At 72.3% G+C, this 17,004-nt stretch carries 14 protein-coding genes, 2 pseudogenes and 1 riboswitch; of the genes and pseudogenes, 11 read left to right on the forward strand and 5 right to left on the reverse strand.

Annotation, left to right across the window (positions count from 1 at the left end):
- Nucleotides 1-66 precede the first annotated feature (66 nt).
- Nucleotides 67-1,641, forward strand: a complete 1,575-nt coding sequence (locus IPZ69_RS08020; RefSeq protein ID WP_235453301.1) for a Na+/H+ antiporter — start codon at nucleotides 67-69, stop codon at nucleotides 1,639-1,641.
- Nucleotides 1,642-1,664: 23 nt separating this feature from the next.
- Here IPZ69_RS08020 and IPZ69_RS08025 read toward each other — a convergent pair whose 3' ends face one another.
- Nucleotides 1,665-3,077, reverse strand: a complete 1,413-nt coding sequence (locus IPZ69_RS08025) for a hypothetical protein (RefSeq protein ID WP_235453302.1) — start codon at nucleotides 3,075-3,077, stop codon at nucleotides 1,665-1,667.
- Between the two features lie 806 nt (nucleotides 3,078-3,883).
- On the opposite strand from IPZ69_RS08025, the gene IPZ69_RS08030 reads away from it, so the two are divergent.
- The gene (locus tag IPZ69_RS08030) at nucleotides 3,884-5,839 is read left to right on the forward strand and encodes an amino acid transporter (protein WP_235453303.1); all 1,956 of its coding nucleotides are present in this window, start codon (nucleotides 3,884-3,886) and stop codon (nucleotides 5,837-5,839) included.
- A 128-nt stretch (nucleotides 5,840-5,967) separates the two neighbouring features.
- Nucleotides 5,968-6,486, forward strand: a complete 519-nt coding sequence (locus IPZ69_RS08035; RefSeq protein WP_235453304.1) for a hypothetical protein — start codon at nucleotides 5,968-5,970, stop codon at nucleotides 6,484-6,486.
- On the opposite strand, the gene IPZ69_RS08040 is transcribed toward IPZ69_RS08035, so the two are convergent.
- The gene (locus IPZ69_RS08040; protein WP_235453305.1) at nucleotides 6,464-7,063 is read right to left on the reverse strand and encodes a DUF1707 SHOCT-like domain-containing protein; all 600 of its coding nucleotides are present in this window, start codon (nucleotides 7,061-7,063) and stop codon (nucleotides 6,464-6,466) included. The two genes, IPZ69_RS08035 and IPZ69_RS08040, sit on opposite strands and share 23 nt — an antisense overlap.
- A gap of 125 nt (nucleotides 7,064-7,188) precedes the next feature.
- Here IPZ69_RS08040 and IPZ69_RS08045 point away from each other — a divergent pair, with 125 nt between their 5' ends.
- Nucleotides 7,189-7,584: a TOBE domain-containing protein gene (locus IPZ69_RS08045; protein WP_235453306.1), complete on the forward strand. Its 396-nt coding sequence runs from the start codon at nucleotides 7,189-7,191 to the stop codon at nucleotides 7,582-7,584.
- A gap of 20 nt (nucleotides 7,585-7,604) precedes the next feature.
- On the opposite strand, the gene IPZ69_RS08050 is transcribed toward IPZ69_RS08045, so the two are convergent.
- Nucleotides 7,605-8,504 (reverse strand): PucR family transcriptional regulator, encoded by a 900-nt coding sequence (locus tag IPZ69_RS08050; RefSeq protein ID WP_235453307.1) that lies wholly within the window; start codon nucleotides 8,502-8,504, stop codon nucleotides 7,605-7,607.
- 110 nt (nucleotides 8,505-8,614) lie between these two features.
- Between IPZ69_RS08050 and IPZ69_RS08055 the strand changes: the two are divergent.
- Together IPZ69_RS08055 and IPZ69_RS08060 are read left to right on the forward strand one after the other, a co-directional pair.
- Nucleotides 8,615-8,812, forward strand: a pseudogene (locus IPZ69_RS08055) (FAD binding domain-containing protein); the annotation flags it as partial.
- Nucleotides 8,796-9,230: pseudogene (locus IPZ69_RS08060) on the forward strand (molybdopterin cofactor-binding domain-containing protein); the annotation flags it as partial. The pseudogenes IPZ69_RS08055 and IPZ69_RS08060, both read left to right, overlap by 17 nt.
- Here the strand turns inward: IPZ69_RS08060 and IPZ69_RS08065 are convergent.
- A complete protein-coding gene (locus IPZ69_RS08065) occupies nucleotides 9,145-9,633 on the reverse strand; it encodes a molybdopterin-dependent oxidoreductase (protein ID WP_235453308.1) in 489 nt (162 codons plus the stop codon). The pseudogene IPZ69_RS08060 and the gene IPZ69_RS08065 sit on opposite strands and share 86 nt — an antisense overlap.
- A gap of 209 nt (nucleotides 9,634-9,842) precedes the next feature.
- Between IPZ69_RS08065 and modA the strand changes: the two genes are divergently transcribed.
- The 4 genes from modA (at nucleotide 9,843) to IPZ69_RS08085 (ending at nucleotide 13,230) form a co-directional block, all read left to right on the forward strand.
- A complete protein-coding gene (modA, locus tag IPZ69_RS08070; RefSeq protein ID WP_235453309.1) occupies nucleotides 9,843-10,676 on the forward strand; it encodes a molybdate ABC transporter substrate-binding protein in 834 nt (277 codons plus the stop codon).
- Nucleotides 10,673-11,527 (forward strand): molybdate ABC transporter permease subunit, encoded by an 855-nt coding sequence (gene modB, locus IPZ69_RS08075; RefSeq protein WP_235453310.1) that lies wholly within the window; start codon nucleotides 10,673-10,675, stop codon nucleotides 11,525-11,527. The genes modA and modB overlap by 4 nt, the downstream gene beginning before the upstream one ends.
- A 166-nt stretch (nucleotides 11,528-11,693) precedes the next feature.
- Nucleotides 11,694-12,782, forward strand: a complete 1,089-nt coding sequence (locus IPZ69_RS08080; RefSeq protein WP_235453311.1) for an ABC transporter ATP-binding protein — start codon at nucleotides 11,694-11,696, stop codon at nucleotides 12,780-12,782.
- Nucleotides 12,783-12,810: 28 nt separating this feature from the next.
- A complete protein-coding gene (locus IPZ69_RS08085; protein WP_235453312.1) occupies nucleotides 12,811-13,230 on the forward strand; it encodes a TOBE domain-containing protein in 420 nt (139 codons plus the stop codon).
- A 119-nt stretch (nucleotides 13,231-13,349) separates the two neighbouring features.
- Here IPZ69_RS08085 and gcvP read toward each other — a convergent pair whose 3' ends face one another.
- Nucleotides 13,350-16,235 (reverse strand): aminomethyl-transferring glycine dehydrogenase, encoded by a 2,886-nt coding sequence (gcvP, locus tag IPZ69_RS08090; RefSeq protein ID WP_235453313.1) that lies wholly within the window; start codon nucleotides 16,233-16,235, stop codon nucleotides 13,350-13,352.
- Nucleotides 16,236-16,410: 175 nt separating this feature from the next.
- Nucleotides 16,411-16,507, reverse strand: a riboswitch (glycine riboswitch).
- 114 nt (nucleotides 16,508-16,621) lie between these two features.
- Here gcvP and IPZ69_RS08095 point away from each other — a divergent pair.
- Nucleotides 16,622-16,993: a PRC-barrel domain-containing protein gene (locus IPZ69_RS08095; protein ID WP_235453314.1), complete on the forward strand. Its 372-nt coding sequence runs from the start codon at nucleotides 16,622-16,624 to the stop codon at nucleotides 16,991-16,993.
- The last annotated feature ends 11 nt before the right edge of the window (nucleotides 16,994-17,004 follow it).

Below are 17,004 nucleotides of genomic sequence, written 5' to 3' on the forward strand. Positions count from 1 at the left end.
GGTGTGCCGGGAAGTCTGGTCGGCTGGGAGCCATGGTGGCTCCGTACAGGGCCCCAGGGGGACGGCATGCGCAGCGTCGGTACGGTTCTCGCACTCGTGGTGCTGGCCACGGTGGTGGCGACCTTCGCACGCCGGTGGCGCATTCCGGCCCCCTCACTGCTGGTGGTGGCGGGCCTCGCCGTGGCCCTGCTGCCGGGCACCCCGGACATCGCGATCAGCCCCGAGATCATCGGCCTCGTCGTGCTCCCGCCGCTGCTGTACGCCAGCGCGGAGGAACTGTCCTGGCGCGAGCTGCGCGCGGTGTGGAAGCCGGTCGGAGTGCTCGCGGTGGGCCTGGTGCTGGCCTCGGCGGCGGCGGTGGGCGCCGTGGCCTCCGCGGTGACGCCGCTGTCCTGGCCGATGGCGCTGGTGCTCGGGGCCGTCCTCGCCAGCACCGACCCGGTCGCGGTGACCGCGCTCGGCCGCCGGCTCGCCCTGCCGCCGAAGGTCCAGGTCCTGGTCCAGGCGGAGAGTCTGTTCAACGACGCGACCTCGCTGGTGCTCTTCCGGGTCGCGGTGAGCGTCGCCGTGGCGTCCGCGGCAGCGAAATGGGGGGCGGCGGGCGGGGAGTTCGTCCTGCTCGCGGGCGGCGGCACGCTGATCGGGGCGGCGGTCGCGGCGGTGGTCACCGTGATCCGCCGGCGTACCGAAGACCCGATCCTGGAGACGGTGATCGCGCTGGTGACGCCGTACGCGTCCTACGTCCTCGCGGAGGCGGCGCACACCTCCGGCGTCACCGCGGTGGTGGTCGCGGGCGTGGTCCTGGGCGGCCGCGGCGACCGGCTGACCAACGCCCGCATCCGGCTCCAGCTGCACGCCGTCTACGGCACGGTGGTGTTCCTGCTGGAGAGCGTCGTCTTCAGCCTGATAGGGCTGGCGCTGCCCGCGCAGGTGGTGGCGCTGTCCGACGGCGACCGGACGTGGCCGCTGTACGCCCTCCTGGTGGCGGGCACGCTGATCGCGGTACGCCTGCTGTGGCTGGCGCCGCTGTCGGCGGTGGTGCAGCGCAAGGGCGGCGTCCCGCGCTTGAACTGGCGGCTGCCGATGGTGCTGACCTGGGCGGGCACCCGCGGGGTGGTGCCGCTGGCGGCCGCCCTGTCGATCCCGGAGACCACGAAGAGCGGCGCCGCCCTGGCGGACCGTCCGCTGGTGCTGGTACTGACCACCTCGGTCGTCGTGGTCACCCTCGTCGTCCAGGGCTTCACGCTGGCCCCGGTGGTGCGCCGCTCCGGCATCGCCCTGGAGCCCGACCACACCGAGCGCGAGGAGGCCGCCGCCCGCTGCCGGCTCGCGGACGCGGGCATCCGGCGCCTGGAGGAGCTGTCGGAGCTGGAGGCCGTACCGGACGTGGTCCTCGACCGGCTGCGGCGCGGCCTCAACGCCCGGCTGGACGACGCCCGCGACCGGCTGACCGACGGCAGCGGCGACGGCGTGCCCGCCGAGTCCGCCGACCTGGTCTACCGCCAGCTGCGCCGCGACCTGATCGCCGTGGAGACCGCGGAGCTGCAGCGGCTGTACGACGAGCACACGATCAGCGACACCACGCGCAGGCGCCTGCAGCGGTCCCTGGACCTCGAAGAGGCCCGGCTGGCGGACGCCTGAGCGGGCCGGCGCCGGCCGGGCACTCAGCGGAACTCGGCCAGCCGGGGCCTGAGGCCGAGCCCGGTGAGTCCGATGGCGAGGAGCAACAGGCCGCAGGCCCACGGCAGTTGGTCGGCGAGTTCGGATCGGCCCGCCGCCACGGACGACGTGAAGTGGGCGCGGTTGATGTCCGTCACCCTGTCCAGCGCGGCCATCCACTCTCCGAAGTGCGCGTTGGACGTCCCGGCCTCCCAGCCCATGCAGAACTCCACCGCCTCCCGCTCCTCGCCGGCCGCGAACAGCGCGCGCACCTTCCGGTCGTCGCGCTCGTAGACCGCGTACGCCTCCACCGTCCGCTCGGCGGCGGCCCGCTCCCCGGGAAAGGTGATGTTGTCGAGCTCGCGCCGGAACTCGCCGGTGAAGTGCGGGGCGTCGTGGTCGGCCGTGTAGTCCCGCCAGGTGGCGGCGAGCCGGTCGTCGTACGTGGCGAGGGTGGCGCCCCTGAGCCCGTACAGCTTCTGGGACTTGGCGAGGAAGGAGTCCGCGTACCGGGTCCGGCGCTCGGGGTCGAGGAGGAAGCGGCTCTCGTCGGCGTTGGCGTCGTAGGACAGGGCGCGGGCGCGGGAGAGCGCGACGACGGAGTCGAAGGCGTCGTGCCGGGCCACGCGCAGGTGATCGGCACAGGCGGTCAGCAGCCCGCCGCCGAGGAGGACGGCGACGATGGTGCAGACGGTGGCGGCCAGCACACCGGGATTGATGATCCGGCGGAACCGCCGGGTGAGGTACCACTGCAGGACACCGAGTGCGCCGAGGAGCAGCAGACCGAGGACGAGGACGGCCGCGAGCTGGGCGGCGAGGGTCGAACGGGCGGCCGTGTACTGGCGGTTGAAGGCCGCGTCGTTGGAGGACACCAGGGTGCGCGCCTCGGGCAGGAGCTTGTTCTGCAGGAGGTCGGTGGCGTCGCGGTAGTCGTGCAGCGCGTCCGGCTTGCCGCCACCGCGGGCGTCGTTCTCCAGGGCGCGGCCGATGAGCTCCTGGTACTCGGCGAAGTCGTCGGTGAGCGACTCCACGGTCTTCTCGTCGCCCCGGTCGCCCTGGGCGGCGACGGCGAGGGTGCGCAGATCGTGGCCGATCTCGCGCCGGGCGTCGCCGTAGAAGCCGGTGGCCTTCGTGTGCGGTGTCTCCAGCTCGCCCTTGCCCGCGTCTCCGCTGGACAGCAGGAGGTTGGCGGCCTGCGCGTCCATGTCGTTGAGGGCGAGGTTGAGGTCGGCGGCGCTGGTGGTGCGCGGGGCGTCGCGGTCGGCGACGGCGTTCCAGGTGCCGTCGGCGGCGAGTCCGGCCACGGCCAGCAGTGCCGTCAGGGCGGCGGCGAGCAGGACCGTGGACGCGCGCAGAAGGCGCAGCCGGGCGGGCACGGTGGCCCAGTACCGGCGGCGCAGAGCGGCCCGCGCGGCCACGGCCTGCTGCCTGAGGCGGTGCCTCGACCCCTCCGCCCGCGACCGCCCTCGCGGCCGCGGTGCGGGGCTCCGCCCGGGCGGGACGACCGCCGCTCTCCGCGGCTGCTCGACAGCCTCAGCCTGAGGACTGTGCGTTGTGCCGGCCGTGACTGTCACGGTCCCTCCCACGTACACGCCACGGACGGTCGCCCGTCCCCCGTGCCGCTCAGTCTGCGACCGGATCCAGTCGCGAGCGCTCGGCGTTGACGCGCTCCTGACGCCTCCTCAGGGACGTTTGACGGGTCCTTGACAGCCTGCCTGCCGCGCCCGTACGGAAGCCGCAAATTCCTTGCTGAGCAGGACTGTCGGACGGCCGCCCGCGGATGGATTCACCGTCGGCGCGTCGGTGCCGTCTCCGTCCACCCGGGGTCGTGCGACACCGCGCGGCTGAACAGGCTCGCCGACCTGCTGCCGGGGCGCGGCGCCTCCTGAATCCCCGCTCACACCGGCGGAGCGGCCGGCACCGGTACCACCGCTCGGCGACAACGGCGGCAGGAGCGACAGGGGCGTAAGGTCGATGCGGGGATGACGCTCGGTATCCGACCACCGCGAATCGGCGGCCCTCCCCCATACAGTCCAATGCGCGGCCCCGGCGTCCACGCCTCCGCTTCTTGATGCGGCACCTGCCCCCACCGGGCCATTCTTAACGCAAGCTTGACGCCCATGGCCACGTGATCCATGGGCCCGGACATCACTCTCTGCATACGCTGGTGCGGCCGTCCGCGTGATGGCCGGAAAATACACTGAGCCGCACAAGGAGCAGGCCGATGGCCACGACCGAACACCCGCCTCCCAGTCGCCTTCGGGCGTGGATGCTGGAAGGCCTGTCCGACATGGGCAAGGGTGCCGGCCACCACGGACCGCAGGCCGAGGCGGCGCCGACGCACAAGGGCCAGCGCTGGTGGCGGGTGATGTGCCTGACCGGCGTGGACTACTTCTCCACCCTCGGCTACCAGCCGGGCATCGCCGCCCTGGCGGCCGGTCTGCTGTCGCCGATCGCCACCATCGTGCTCGTCATAGTCACCCTGGCCGGCGCCCTGCCGGTCTACCGCCGGGTCGCCGAGGAGAGCCCGCACGGCGAGGGCTCCATCGCCATGCTGGAGCGGCTGCTCTCCTTCTGGCAGGGCAAGCTGTTCGTCCTGACCCTGCTCGGCTTCGCGGCCACCGACTTCCTGATCACCATCACCCTGTCGGCCGCCGACGCCTCCACCCACCTGGTGGAGAACCCGCACCTGACCGGCGCCCTGCACGACAAGCAGTTGGTGATCACCCTGTTGCTGGTGGCACTGCTCGGCGCCGTGTTCCTCAAGGGCTTCCTGGAGGCGATCGGCGTCGCCGTCGCCCTGGTCGGCATCTACCTCGCCCTGAACGTCGTCGTCGTCATCGTGGGCATGTGGCACGTCGCCACCGCGGGCCATGTGATCACCGACTGGACCAGCGCCCTGACGGCGGAGCACGGCAACGTGTTCGTCATGATCGGCGTGGCCCTGATCGTCTTCCCGAAACTCGCGCTGGGCCTGTCCGGCTTCGAAACCGGCGTCGCCGTCATGCCGCACGTCGAGGGCGACCCCGGCGACACCGAGGAGAGGCCGGTCGGCCGGATCCGGGACACCAAGAAGCTGCTGACCACCGCCGCCGTGATCATGAGCTGCTTCCTGATCGCCACCAGCTTCATCACCACGCTGCTCATCCCCGAGAACGAGTTCAAGTCCGGCGGCCAGGCCAACGGCCGTGCGCTGGCCTATCTGGCTCACGAGTACCTCGGCAACGCCTTCGGCACGGTCTACGACGTCTCGACCATCGCCATCCTCTGGTTCGCCGGCGCCTCCGCCATGGCGGGCCTGCTCAACCTGATGCCGCGCTACCTCCCCCGCTACGGCATGGCCCCGCACTGGGCGCGCGCGGTGCGTCCCATGGTCATCGTCTTCACCCTGGTCGCCTTCCTGGTCACCTGGATCTTCGACGCCGACGTCGACGCGCAGGGCGGCGCCTACGCCACCGGTGTGCTGGTGCTCATCAGCTCCGCGGCCATCGCCGTGACCATCGCGGCGCACAAGGCCGGCCAGCGGAACTGGTGCATCGGGTTCGCGGTCATCTCTACGGTCTTCCTCTACACGACCGTGGTCAACGTGATCGAGCGCCCGGACGGTGTGAAGATCGGTGCCTGCTTCATCGCCGGCATCATCCTGGTCTCGCTGATGTCCCGGCTGGCCCGTGCCTTCGAGCTCCGTGTCACGCACGTCGAGCTGGACGACATGGCGGAACGATTCGTCCGCGACATGGCCAGCCGCAAGATCCGGCTCATCGCCAACGAGCCCGACCGACGCGACAAGGCCGAGTACCGCGACAAGATCGAGCAGATCCGGGCCGACAACGAGATGCCCGAGCAGGAGGACTTCGTCTTCGTCGAGGTCACGGTGACCGACCCCTCGGAGTTCGAGGCGGGCCTGACCGTACGCGGCGAGGTCCTGCACAACCGCTACCGCGTCCTGACCGTGGAGTCCGCCTCCATCCCCAACGCTCTGGCGGCACTCCTCCTGCACGTCCGGGACACGACCGGCTGCACCCCGCACATCTACTTCGAGTGGACCGAGGGCAATCCCTTCGCCAACTTCCTCCGCTTCTTCCTCTTCGGCCAGGGCGAGGTCGCGCCGGTCACCCGCGAGGTGCTCCGCGAGGCGGAGCCGGACCGGGCCCGCCGCCCCCGCGTCCACACCGGCTGACCCAGGGCCCCGGCGCCCAGCCCCGCGGCGCGTCAGGCGTCAGGAGGGTGTCAAGATCCAGGGGTGCGGCGTCAGGAGGCCGTCAGCGGCCGGGGGCGCCGCGCTCGTCCGGGCCTAGCGTCGACAGCGTGCGACGGAATGGACCGCCGAGCCTCACCGGCGACCGACACTGGCGCGGCAGCGCCCGGCTCGCCGTCAGCTGTGCCCTCGCCTTCGCTGCCCTGTCCCTGCTGATCGACTGGGACGCGGGCACCCTGACACCGTCGCGCGCCGCGCTGTGGCTGACCCTGTCCACCGCGGCCTTCGTCGTCCTGCTCCCCCCTCGCGTCACCGCCGGCCCGGGCTGGCTGGCGGTACGCGGCACCCTGCGGCGGCACACCGTCCGTACCGACGCGCTGGTGGCCGTACGGCTACTCGGCGACGTCTCCTCGCACCTCGTCCTGCGCGACGCCCGAGGTCACCGTCTGGAGCTCGACCCGCGCGTCCTCGCCGCCAACCCCCTGCTCTGGCACGAGCTCGACACGGGCGTGCGCCGCTCACTGGAGCGGGGCACGCTGCGGCAGGGCGCGGACCTGCTGGAGCGGCTGGGCCGCGAGATCGACGACACGACCGCGCGGGCGGTGCTCAGGGAGTCGGGGCTTTCCTGAGGCCCAGCCCGCGGCGCCGCGGCCCGGTCACGACCCGGCCGTAGCTCATCCGCCCGTGTATCTCCACGCGCAGCAGCACGGGTGTCCCGGAGTCCCCGGCCGGACGTGACTTGATCTTGGCGTAGCCGAGCACCAGCGCGTCGGTGTCCACGACGACACCCGGCGGGGTCACGAGCCGCAGCGTGCCGCCGCGCATGTCCAGGTCGATCCGCAGGGCGTCGTGCGTGATCACGGCCCCGGTGAGGTCGAGCGTGACGTCGCCCCAGGCCGACTCGATCTCCAGCCGCCGGGGCACGACCCAGCCGTCCCCGCGCGAGGTCGAGCCGCCCTGCTGTTCGATGCGGACGACGTCCTTGGCCGAAGGCGCCCCGGCCGAGGCGGGCAGGTCCGCGGTCAGCGCGGACAGTTCGCCCAGCGTGCGGGCCGTCAGCGCGGCCTCCACCCGCTCGTCCAGCTCCTCGGCGGTCAGCCGGCCGTCGCCCGCGGCGACGGTCAGCGTGTCCACCACGCGGTCCCGGTCCGCGTGCGAGGCCCGCACCCCTGGCGACGCACCCACACCCACGAGCTCAGCCGACATACCCTCACCCCGATCAGCCCGAACGAACGACTCGACCCACTCTCGCGAACTAACGCTATATCGCGTTATACCCAACGGCCAACCCCACGTCCACGTTCCCGGCCCGTGCCCCTATCGTGACCCGCATGCAGTCCTACACGATCGGCCAGGCGGCACGGCTGCTCGGCGTGAGCCCGGACACGGCTCGCCGCTGGGCGGACGCGGGCCGGGTGACGACCCACCGCGACGAGGCCGGGCGCCGCGTCATCGACGGCAAGGACCTGGCCGCCTTCTCCGTCGAGCTCGCCAAAACGGGAGCGGCCGAGGAGGAGACGTCGTACACCTCGGTGCGCAACGCCTTCCCCGGCATCGTCACCGCGATCAAACTCGGCGACGTCGCCGCCCAGGTCGAGATCCAGGCCGGCCCCCACCGGCTGGTCTCCCTGCTGACCCGGGAGGCCGTCGAGGAACTGGGCCTGGAGGTCGGCATGGAGGCCACGGCCCGGGTGAAGTCGACGAACGTGCACATCGACCGCGTCTGACGGCCACGGCCGAGCGGGCACTACCCGGCCGAGCCAGCCGCACCCCGCCGGCACAGCAGTGCCGCCCACAGGTCGAGGCGATCCGTGAGGCTCGACAGGTCGCGGCCGGTGAAGTGCTCTATCCGCTGGACCCGGTAGTGCACGGTGTTGACGTGCAGATGCAGGGTGTGCAGCAGGGCGGCGTTGGCAGCACGGTCGGTGTCCAGCAGCGGGCCGAGGACCGTACGGCTGTAGGCGACGCGGACATCGGCCGGCACACCGGTCAGCAGGGTGTCGAGGCTCGCGAGGGTGGCCACGTCGGTGAGGGCGGAGGCCTCCGGTGCGGTGGTGCGGGCCGAGGTGAGCCCGTAGCGCGCCTGCGCCAGCGCCCCGCGCAGTTCCCCGGGCCCGGCCGCGGGCGCGGCCGTTCCGCCGTGCAGGGGTACGGCGGGCTCGCAGGCGGCGACGAGCCGCCACGCCTCGTCGAGGTCGCCGTCGGAGAGAACGCCCGGAAGCACCGCGCACGCGTCCCCGTCCGGCAGCCGCCCCACCGCCGCGACCCCCACGACCCCGGTGGCCCCGGCGACCCCCGTGACCAGGTGTCCGGCCACCTCCGCGAGCGCTCCCTCCGCCGCCCCGGGCCATCGCTCACCGGTGCTGGCGACGACCATCCGATACGGCCCCTGATCGGGCAGCCCGCAGCGGAGCAGTGCGGCCGCCACGGCGTCGGCCGGCGCGGCGGGCCCGGCCAGTTCGTCCGCCGCCCGGCGTTCCGTGGCCCGGCGCCGCGCCGCCGCCTCCTGGCCGCGGCCGAGGATCGCGGCGACCTCGTGCAGCATCCGGGGCGCGCCGTCGGGGTCGGGCAGGTAGAGGACCCGGCGCTCGTACGGCGAGGCGGCGCCGGCCTCGACCGAGACGGTCACCCCGGAGCCGTTCGCCACCAGCGCGGAGGCCTCGCGTGCCGGTATCGCGGCCGCGTTCGCCGTGGCCGCGACCGTGCGCCCCGACGGTGTGAAGAAGTACGCGGCGGCCCGGTCGAGGTGCGCGAAGCACCGCCGCCACGGTGCGCCCGGTGCGTCTGTGGTTCCCGCTGCCGCCCACCGCGCGGGCGCTGCGTTCGGCGATCGACGCGGCCGTCGCCGACGACCTCTGGTTCGACGACATCCACGGACTGCCCGACTGGCGGCGGCACATGACGTTCCGGCTGGCGGAGGAGATCCGCCGCGAGCTCCGACCCCGGCACCGGTGAGATCCGTATCCTGCGCAGCGTGCACGCGGCGGACGCGGGCCGGGTGATGAACCCGATGCAGTGCCGGGGCCAGGTCGAGGGCGGTGTGGCCCAGGCTCTCGGCGCCACGCTCTTCGGGAACGTCCGCGTCGACGCCACCGGCGCGGTGGAGACGGCAGCCTTCCGCCGCTACCGGCTCCCCCAGTACGCCGATGTGCCGCGCACCGAGGTGCACTTCGTGGAGACGGCCGACGCGATCGGGCCGCTGGGCGCCAAGTCGATGAGCGAGAGCCCGTTCAACCCCGTCGCCCCCGCCCTGGCCAACGCGCTGCGGGACGCGACGGGCGCGCGCTTCACGGAGCTGCCGCTGACGCGCGACCGGGTGTGGCGGGCGCCGGCCCCCAGCAGTGGTACCCGCCGTCCACCCGGATCGCGGTGATCCCGCTGATGTGCCGGGCCCCGCAGCGGTCCTGCGGCAGCACCAGCTGAGGCCCGGCCGCGTCGAGCGGGGTGTCGTCGATGCTGACGGCGAGCAGAACGGGGGCGTGGGCGAAATCGGGGTCGATCTCGGCCCAGGACAACAGGGCGTGATGGCCGTCCGTACCGCTGACGGCGATGAGGAAGCGCAGCCGGTCCTTGCGCCGCACCGGGTCGAAGCCGGGCCCCGCGTCGGTCAGGACGTCGTACAGGCGCGGGCCGGCGAACCCGTGGCGCTGCGTCCCGCGCGTCGCGCATTCGAAGCTCACCCGCACCCGGTGCTGCGGCCAGCACAGCAGGTCCGGCACGGTCAGCCGGGCCGGGCGGGCCAGGTCTCCGGTCAGGGCGACTTCCGCGGACGTCATGTGCGACCACCTCCCGCTTGACCGTACCCGGCCGGGCCCACCGTACAAACGCACATGCATACCACACTCCGCAGTGTGTACGGCTCATGCGATGCGACAGCAGACCTATGGCTTGCATCTGCGGCATTATGATCGCCACGCGGTCGGCACCAGGCGGCCGTGGAAGGGCGCGACAGCTTTTCCCGTTGAGTCAGAGGAGTACAACCGTGATGACCCGTTCCGCGCGCCGGACCCGGCGGATGCTGCAGGTGGCCGGTGCAGGTGTCGCAGCCCTGTTGGCACTGAGCGCCTGCTCCTCCTCCGACGACTCCTCCGATGCGTCCCCGAAGTCGGACAAGTCGGCCTCGTCGCCCGCGTCGCCGAAGCTGTCCGGCACGGTGACCGTGTTCGCCGCCGCGTCACTCAAGGAGAGTTTCACGACCCTGGGCAAGGAGTTCGAGAAGCAGCACCCGGGCACCAAGGTCAGCTTCAACTTCGGTGGCAGCGACACCCTCGCCGCGAGCATCACGGGCGGCGCTCCCGCCGACGTCTTCGCCGCCGCCAGCCCCAAGACCATGGCGATCGTGACGGACAAGCAGGACGCGGTCGGCACGCCGGTCACCTTCGTCCGCAACCAGCTGGAGATCGCCACCCTGCCGGGCAACCCCCACAAGGTCGCCTCCCTGAAGGACCTCACCAAGTCCGGGCTCAAGGTCGTCCTGTGCGACAAGACGGTGCCCTGCGGCGCCGCCGCCCAGAAGGCCCTGGAGGCCAGCAAGCTCAAGCTGACCCCGGCCTCCTACGAGGAGGACGTCAAGTCCGCCCTGAACAAGGTGGTGCTGAAGGAGGCCGACGGCGCGGTGGTCTACAAGACCGATGTGAAGGCGGCGGGTGACAAGGTGGAGGGCGTGGAGTTCCCCGAGTCGGCCAAGGCCATCAACGACTACCCGATCACCGTGCTGAAGGACGCCCCCAACGCCGAGGCGGCCAAGGCGTTCATCGCGCTGGTCGAGTCCGCCGAGGGCCGGCAGGTCCTGACCCAGGCCGGGTTCCTCAAGCCGTGAGCAAGGTGGACCAGTCCGGTGCCGCGACCGACGCCTTGGTGGGCGGGGAGCGGCGCCGGCGCGTCCGGGCGCGGCGCGGAGTGCCGCTGCCGCTGCTGGTACCCGGCGTGCTGGCCCTGGCGTTCCTCGTGCTGCCGCTGGTCGCCCTGCTCGTCCGGGCCCCCTGGCACGGCCTGCCCGAGCAGCTGACCAGCGCCGAGGTGTGGCAGGCGCTCCAGCTGTCCCTGCTCAGCGCCACCGCGGCGACCGCGGTGTGCCTGGTCCTGGGCGTACCGCTGGCCTGGCTGCTGGCCCGCACACGGTTCCCGGGACGCGGTTTCGTACGCGCCCTGGTGACCCTGCCGCTGGTCCTGCCCCCGGTGGTGGGCGGTGTCGCCCTGCTTCTCGCCCTCGGCCGCAACGGCGTCATCGGCAAGTGGCTGGACGCGTGGTTCGGGATCACGCTGCCGTTCACCACGACGGGAGTCGTCGTCGCCGAGGCCTTCGTCGCGATGCCGTTCCTCGTCATCAGCGTCGAGGGCACCCTGCGCGCCGCCGACCCGCGCTTCGAGGAGGCGGCCACCACCCTCGGCGCCTCGCGCTTCACCGCCTTCCGGCGGGTCACCCTGCCCCTGATCGCCCCCGGCATCGCGGCGGGCGCGGTCCTCGCCTGGGCCCGCGCGCTCGGCGAGTTCGGCGCGACCATCACCTTCGCGGGCAACTTCCCCGGCCGCACCCAGACGATGCCCCTCGCCGTCTACCTCGCGCTCCAGAACGACCCGGAGGCGGCGATCGCCCTGAGCCTGGTGCTGCTGGCGGTGTCCATCGCCGTCCTGGCGGGCCTGCGGGACCGCTGGCTGACGACATCGTGACGGGCCGCCGCGCCGTCATGGCGCGGGGATGTGACCGGTCGCCGTACGATCCTGAGCACCAGCCGCTGCCACAAGCCCCCCGTTCCGGTCCGGCATCGCCCGAGCCCCCGCCTGTTCCATCCCCTTCCCCGCACCGCACCGCGCTCGACCCCCGGATGTGCGCTCCATGACCGACATAGACGACACCACCGACCGTCTCACCAAGGGTGTGAACGGTGCCGGGCTCGACGCCCGGCTGGTCGTGGAGCGCGGCTCCTTCCGGCTCGACGTCCCGCTCACCGCCGCCCCCGGTGACGTCGTCGCGCTGCTCGGGCCCAACGGCGCCGGCAAGACCACGGCGCTGCGCGCGCTGGCCGGTCTCGTCCCGCTGGCGGGCGGCCATCTGCGGCTGGACGGTGCCGCGTTGGAGCGCACGCCGCCGGATTCCCGCCCGGTCGGCGTCGTCTTCCAGGACTATTTGCTCTTCCCGCACCTGTCCGCGCTGGACAACGTGGCCTTCGGTCCGCGCTGCCAGGGCGCGACCAAGGCTCAGGCCCGCGCCGAGGCCGCCGCGTGGCTGGACCGCATGGGCCTCACCGAGCAGGCCGGCGCCAAGCCCCGCCGGCTCTCCGGCGGCCAGGCGCAGCGCGTCGCGCTGGCCCGCGCCCTGGCCACGCACCCCCGGCTGCTGCTGCTCGACGAGCCCCTCGCCGCCCTCGACGCCCGCACCCGCCTGGAGGTACGCGCCCAACTCCGCCGTCACCTGGCCGAGTTCGAGGCGGTCGCCGTCCTGGTGACGCACGACCCGCTGGACGCGATGGTGCTCGCGGACCGGCTGGTGGTGATAGAGGACGGCCAAGTGGTCCAGGAGGGCTCCCCCTCCGACATCGCCCGCCATCCGCGGACCGACTACATCGCCCGGCTGGTCGGGCTGAACCTCTACCGGGGCCAGGCCGCGGGCCACGCCGTCCGGCTCGACGCGGGTCCCTCGATCACCACGACCGAGGACCTGTCCGGCCCGGCCTTCGTGGCGTTCCCGCCCAGCGCGGTCACCCTCTACCGGGACCGTCCCACCGGCTCCAGCGCCCGCAACCTGTGGCGCTGCCGGATCGCCGGCCTGGAGATCCACGGCGACCAGATCCGCGCCGACCTCACCGGTGAACTCCCGCTGGCCGCCGACGTCACCACGGTCGCCGCCGCCGACCTGGATCTGCAGGCGGGCGCAGCTGTCTGGGCGACGGTCAAGGCGACGCAGACACACGCATACCCGGCCTGAACGAGCGCGCGCTCTACCGTGGGTGCCCATGACACTGAGCATCCGCAACCAGCTGCCCGGCACCGTCACCGAGGTACGCACCGGCGAAGTCATGGCCACGGTCAAGATCCGCCTGGACGGCGGCCAGGACCTGATGGCGGCCATCACCCTGGAGGCCGTCGAACAGCTGGGCCTCGCCCCGGGCACCCCGGTCCGCGCCCTGGTGAAGTCGACGGAAATCTCCCTCGCCACGAGCGCGGTCGAGGGCCTGTCCATCCGCAACCGGCTCCCCGGCGCGATCGTCCATCTCGCCCTCGGCGGCGCCATGGCCTCGGTGAAGGTCTCCGTGGACGGCGGCGAACTCACGGCCGTGATCACCAAGGACGCGGCCGAGGACCTCGGTCTGTTCGTGGGCTCCGACGTGATCGCCCTGATCAAGTCGACCGAGGTGGCGCTGGCCTCGGCCTGAGAGCGCGAGAGCCCGAGAGCCTGCGGGTCTCGGAGCTTACGGGTCTGCGGGCCTAAGGGCGCCCAGGAGACGGCGGAGCCCCGCCCGGACCACGGGCGGGGCTCTCACCGGGGACGGACTCAGTCCTCGTACGCGTCCAGCGGCGGGCAGGAGCAGACCAGGTTCCGGTCGCCGTAGGCCTGGTCGATGCGGCGCACCGGCGGCCAGTACTTGTCGGCGGCCGAGACACCGGCCGGGAACACGGCCTCCTCACGCGTGTACGCGTGCGCCCACTCCCCGCCGAGCGCGGCGGCGGTGTGCGGGGCGTTGTAAAGCGGGTTGTCCTCGGCCGGCCACTCGCCCGTGCCGACCTTCTCGATCTCCGCGCGGATCGCGATCATCGCGTCGCAGAACCGGTCCAGCTCGCTCAGGTCCTCGGACTCGGTCGGCTCGATCATCAGCGTGCCGGCCACCGGGAACGACATCGTCGGCGCGTGGAAGCCGTAGTCGATCAGCCGCTTGGCCACGTCGTCGACGCTCACGCCGGTCGCCTTGGTCAGCGGGCGCAGGTCGATGATGCACTCGTGCGCGACCAGGTTGCCGGGGCCGGTGTAGAGCACCGGGTAGTGCGGCTCCAGGCGCTTGGCGATGTAGTTGGCGGACAGCACGGCCACCTGCGTGGCCCGCTTGAGTCCCTCGCCGCCCATGAGCCGGACGTACGCCCACGAGATCGGCAGGATGCCCGCCGAGCCCCACGGCGCCGCCGAGATCGGGCCGACGCCCGTCTCCGGGCCGGCCTCGGGCTGGAGGGGGTGGTTCGGCAGGTACGGGGCCAGGTGCGACCGTACGGCCACCGGGCCGACGCCCGGACCGCCGCCGCCGTGCGGGATGCAGAAGGTCTTGTGCAGGTTCAGGTGCGAGACGTCGCCGCCGAAGTGGCCGGGCTTGGCGAGGCCGACCAGGGCGTTCAGGTTGGCGCCGTCGACGTACACCTGGCCGCCGGCCTCGTGGACCTGGGCGCAGATGTCGGCGACGTGCTCCTCGAACACACCGTGCGTGGACGGGTACGTGATCATGAGCACGGCGAGCTCGTCGCGGTGCTGCTCGATCTTGGCGCGCAGGTCCTCGACGTCGATCTCGCCGTCCTCGGCGGTCCTCACGACGACGACCTTCATGCCGGCCATCACGGCGCTGGCCGCGTTGGTGCCGTGCGCGGAGGACGGGATGAGGCAGATCGTGCGCTGCGCGTCGCCGTTGGCGCGGTGGTAGCCGCGGACGGCCAGCAGACCGGCCAGCTCGCCCTGGGAGCCGGCGTTGGGCTGCAGGGACACCTTGTCGTAGCCGGTGACCTCGGCGAGCCGGTCCTCCAGCTCGTGGATCAGCGTGAGGTAGCCCGCGGCCTGCTCGGCGGGCGCGAACGGGTGCAGCTGGCCGAACTCGGGCCAGGTGACCGGCTCCATCTCGGTGGTCGCGTTGAGCTTCATGGTGCAGGAGCCCAGCGGGATCATGCCGCGGTCGAGCGCGTAGTCGCGGTCGGACAGCTTGCGCAGGTAGCGCAGCATCGCGGTCTCGGAGCGGTGCTCGTGGAAGACCGGGTGGGTGAGGTAGTCGTCGGTGCGCTGCAGCGCGTCCGGCAGGGTGTCCTCGGCGGTCGCGTCCAGCGCCTCGACGTCGGCCTCGACGCCGAACGCCGACCACACGGCGGCCAGCTGGGCCCGGTCGGTGGTCTCGTCGCAGGCGAGGGACAGGTGGTCGGCGTCGACCCGGTGGAGGTTGACGCCGTTCTCACGGGCGGCGGCGAGGATCTCGTCGGCGCGGCCGGCGACCTTGACGGTCAGCGTGTCGAAGTAGGCGCCGTGGACGACCTCGACCCCGCCGGCCCTGAGGCCCGCGGCGAGGATCGTGGCGTAACGGTGGGTGCGGCGCGCGATGGCCTTGAGGCCCTCCGGCCCGTGGTAGACGGCGTACATGCCCGCCATCACCGCCAGCAGCACCTGCGCGGTGCAGATGTTGCTGGTCGCCTTCTCGCGGCGGATGTGCTGCTCGCGGGTCTGCAGGGCGAGCCGGTAGGCCTTGTTCCCGTCGGCGTCGACGGAGACGCCGACGAGGCGCCCGGGCAGGCTGCGCGCGAACTTCTCGTGCACGGCCATGTAGCCGGCGTGCGGACCGCCGAAGCCCATCGGGACGCCGAAGCGCTGGGTCGTGCCGATGGCGATGTCCGCGCCGAGCTCACCCGGGGAGGTGAGCAGGGTCAGGGCGAGCAGGTCGGCGGCGACCGTGACGAGCGCGCCGCGCTCGTGCGCCTGGTCGATGACCGGCTTGATGTCGCGTACGACACCGGAGGCGCCGGGGTACTGGACGAGCACGCCGTTGATCTCACGGTCGGCGAGCTCGGCGGGGATGCCCTCGCTCAGGTCGGCGACGACGACCTCGACGCCGGTCGGCTCGGCACGCGTCTCGATGACGGCGATGGTCTGCGGCAGCGTGTCCGCGTCGACCAGGAACAGGCCCTTCTTGTTCTTGCCCATGCGCCGGGACAGCGACATCGCCTCGGCGGCGGCGGTGCCCTCGTCCAGCAGGGAGGCGCCCGAGGTCGGCAGGCCGGTGAGCTCGGCGACCATGGTCTGGAAGTTCAGCAGGGCTTCGAGCCGCCCCTGGGAGATCTCCGGCTGGTACGGCGTGTAGGCCGTGTACCAGGCCGGGTTCTCCATGACGTTGCGCAGGATGACGGGCGGCGTGAACGTCCCGTAGTACCCGAGCCCGATCATCGAGCCGAGGACCTGGTTGCGGTCGGCGAGGGAGCGCAGCTCGGCGAGCACCTCGGCCTCGGTCCGGGCACCCGGCAGGTCGAGCGCGTCGGCGTTCTTGATCACATCCGGCACCGCGGCGGCGGTGAGCTCGTCGAGGGAGCCGTAGCCGACGTGCGCGAGCATCTTGGCCCGCGCCTCCTGGTCGGGCCCGATGTGGCGCTGCTCGAAGGGGATGCCCTGTTCGAGCTCGGTGAGCGGAATGCGATGGGCGGTCATTGCGGAGGCCTCCTGGTCTGACACGACCTTCGAGGGGCACCCCGGCACGGGTACCCCGACGGCCTCCCCCTCTGTCATCTCAACCTGAGAGTTTCACCGGGTCGCCCTAGGGCACCGGTTTTCACCGTCGGTGAGAGCGGAAGCCGTCGACATCCGCCCTACTTTCCAGAGTGACCTCGTCCGTGCGGTACGTGGGCCTGAGAGATTCCGGGGAGGATTTGCTCCTTCGGCGCCTCCGGTGATGATCCGGAGGACTCTCCCGCACGGGGTCAGCAGCCGCTTGCCAGGGTACCAGCGAGGTCAACGACCGGGCCTTCGAGTGGCCGCCTTGCCCAATCTGCTCTTTTGTAGTGCTTACGGATGAGTTGCGACCAAGTGGAGGGCCCGTGCAGACCGACATCGATCCGCGCAACCTGATCGGGCGCAAAGCGTTCGACCGCAACGGCGCCAAGATCGGCACGATCGACGAGGTCTACCTCGACGACGCCACCGGGGTGCCCGAGTGGGCGGCCATACGCACGGGCCTCTTCTCCCGGGACGCCTTCGTCCCCCTCGAACCCAGCGAACTGGTCGAGGGCACCCTGCACGTCCCCTTCGAGCGGGCCCTCATCAAGGACGCCCCCGACTTCGGCGTGGGCCGCCACCTCTCCCCCGAACAGGAACTCCAGCTCTACCACCACTACGGCCTGGACGTGACCCCACCCCCCAACCACCCCGACCACGACTTCGGCCACTTGGCGGGCACGGACGAGACGTGACGGGTGGGGGC

Source organism: Streptomyces olivochromogenes, assembly GCF_021538895.1.
Taxonomy (GTDB): domain Bacteria; phylum Actinomycetota; class Actinomycetes; order Streptomycetales; family Streptomycetaceae; genus Streptomyces; species Streptomyces olivochromogenes_A.

Coding starts and splice junctions, on each gene's coding strand:
- IPZ69_RS08085 (WP_235453312.1), top strand. CDS start 12,811: ATGACACTGAGCATCCGCAACCAGCTGCCCGGCACCGTCACCGAGGTA.
- IPZ69_RS08020 (WP_235453301.1), top strand. CDS start 67: ATGCGCAGCGTCGGTACGGTTCTCGCACTCGTGGTGCTGGCCACGGTG.
- IPZ69_RS08045 (WP_235453306.1), top strand. CDS start 7,189: ATGCAGTCCTACACGATCGGCCAGGCGGCACGGCTGCTCGGCGTGAGC.
- IPZ69_RS08030 (WP_235453303.1), top strand. CDS start 3,884: ATGGCCACGACCGAACACCCGCCTCCCAGTCGCCTTCGGGCGTGGATG.
- gcvP (WP_235453313.1), bottom strand. CDS start 16,235: ATGACCGCCCATCGCATTCCGCTCACCGAGCTCGAACAGGGCATCCCC.
- IPZ69_RS08065 (WP_235453308.1), bottom strand. CDS start 9,633: ATGACGTCCGCGGAAGTCGCCCTGACCGGAGACCTGGCCCGCCCGGCC.
- IPZ69_RS08040 (WP_235453305.1), bottom strand. CDS start 7,063: ATGTCGGCTGAGCTCGTGGGTGTGGGTGCGTCGCCAGGGGTGCGGGCC.
- IPZ69_RS08080 (WP_235453311.1), top strand. CDS start 11,694: ATGACCGACATAGACGACACCACCGACCGTCTCACCAAGGGTGTGAAC.
- modA (WP_235453309.1), top strand. CDS start 9,843: ATGACCCGTTCCGCGCGCCGGACCCGGCGGATGCTGCAGGTGGCCGGT.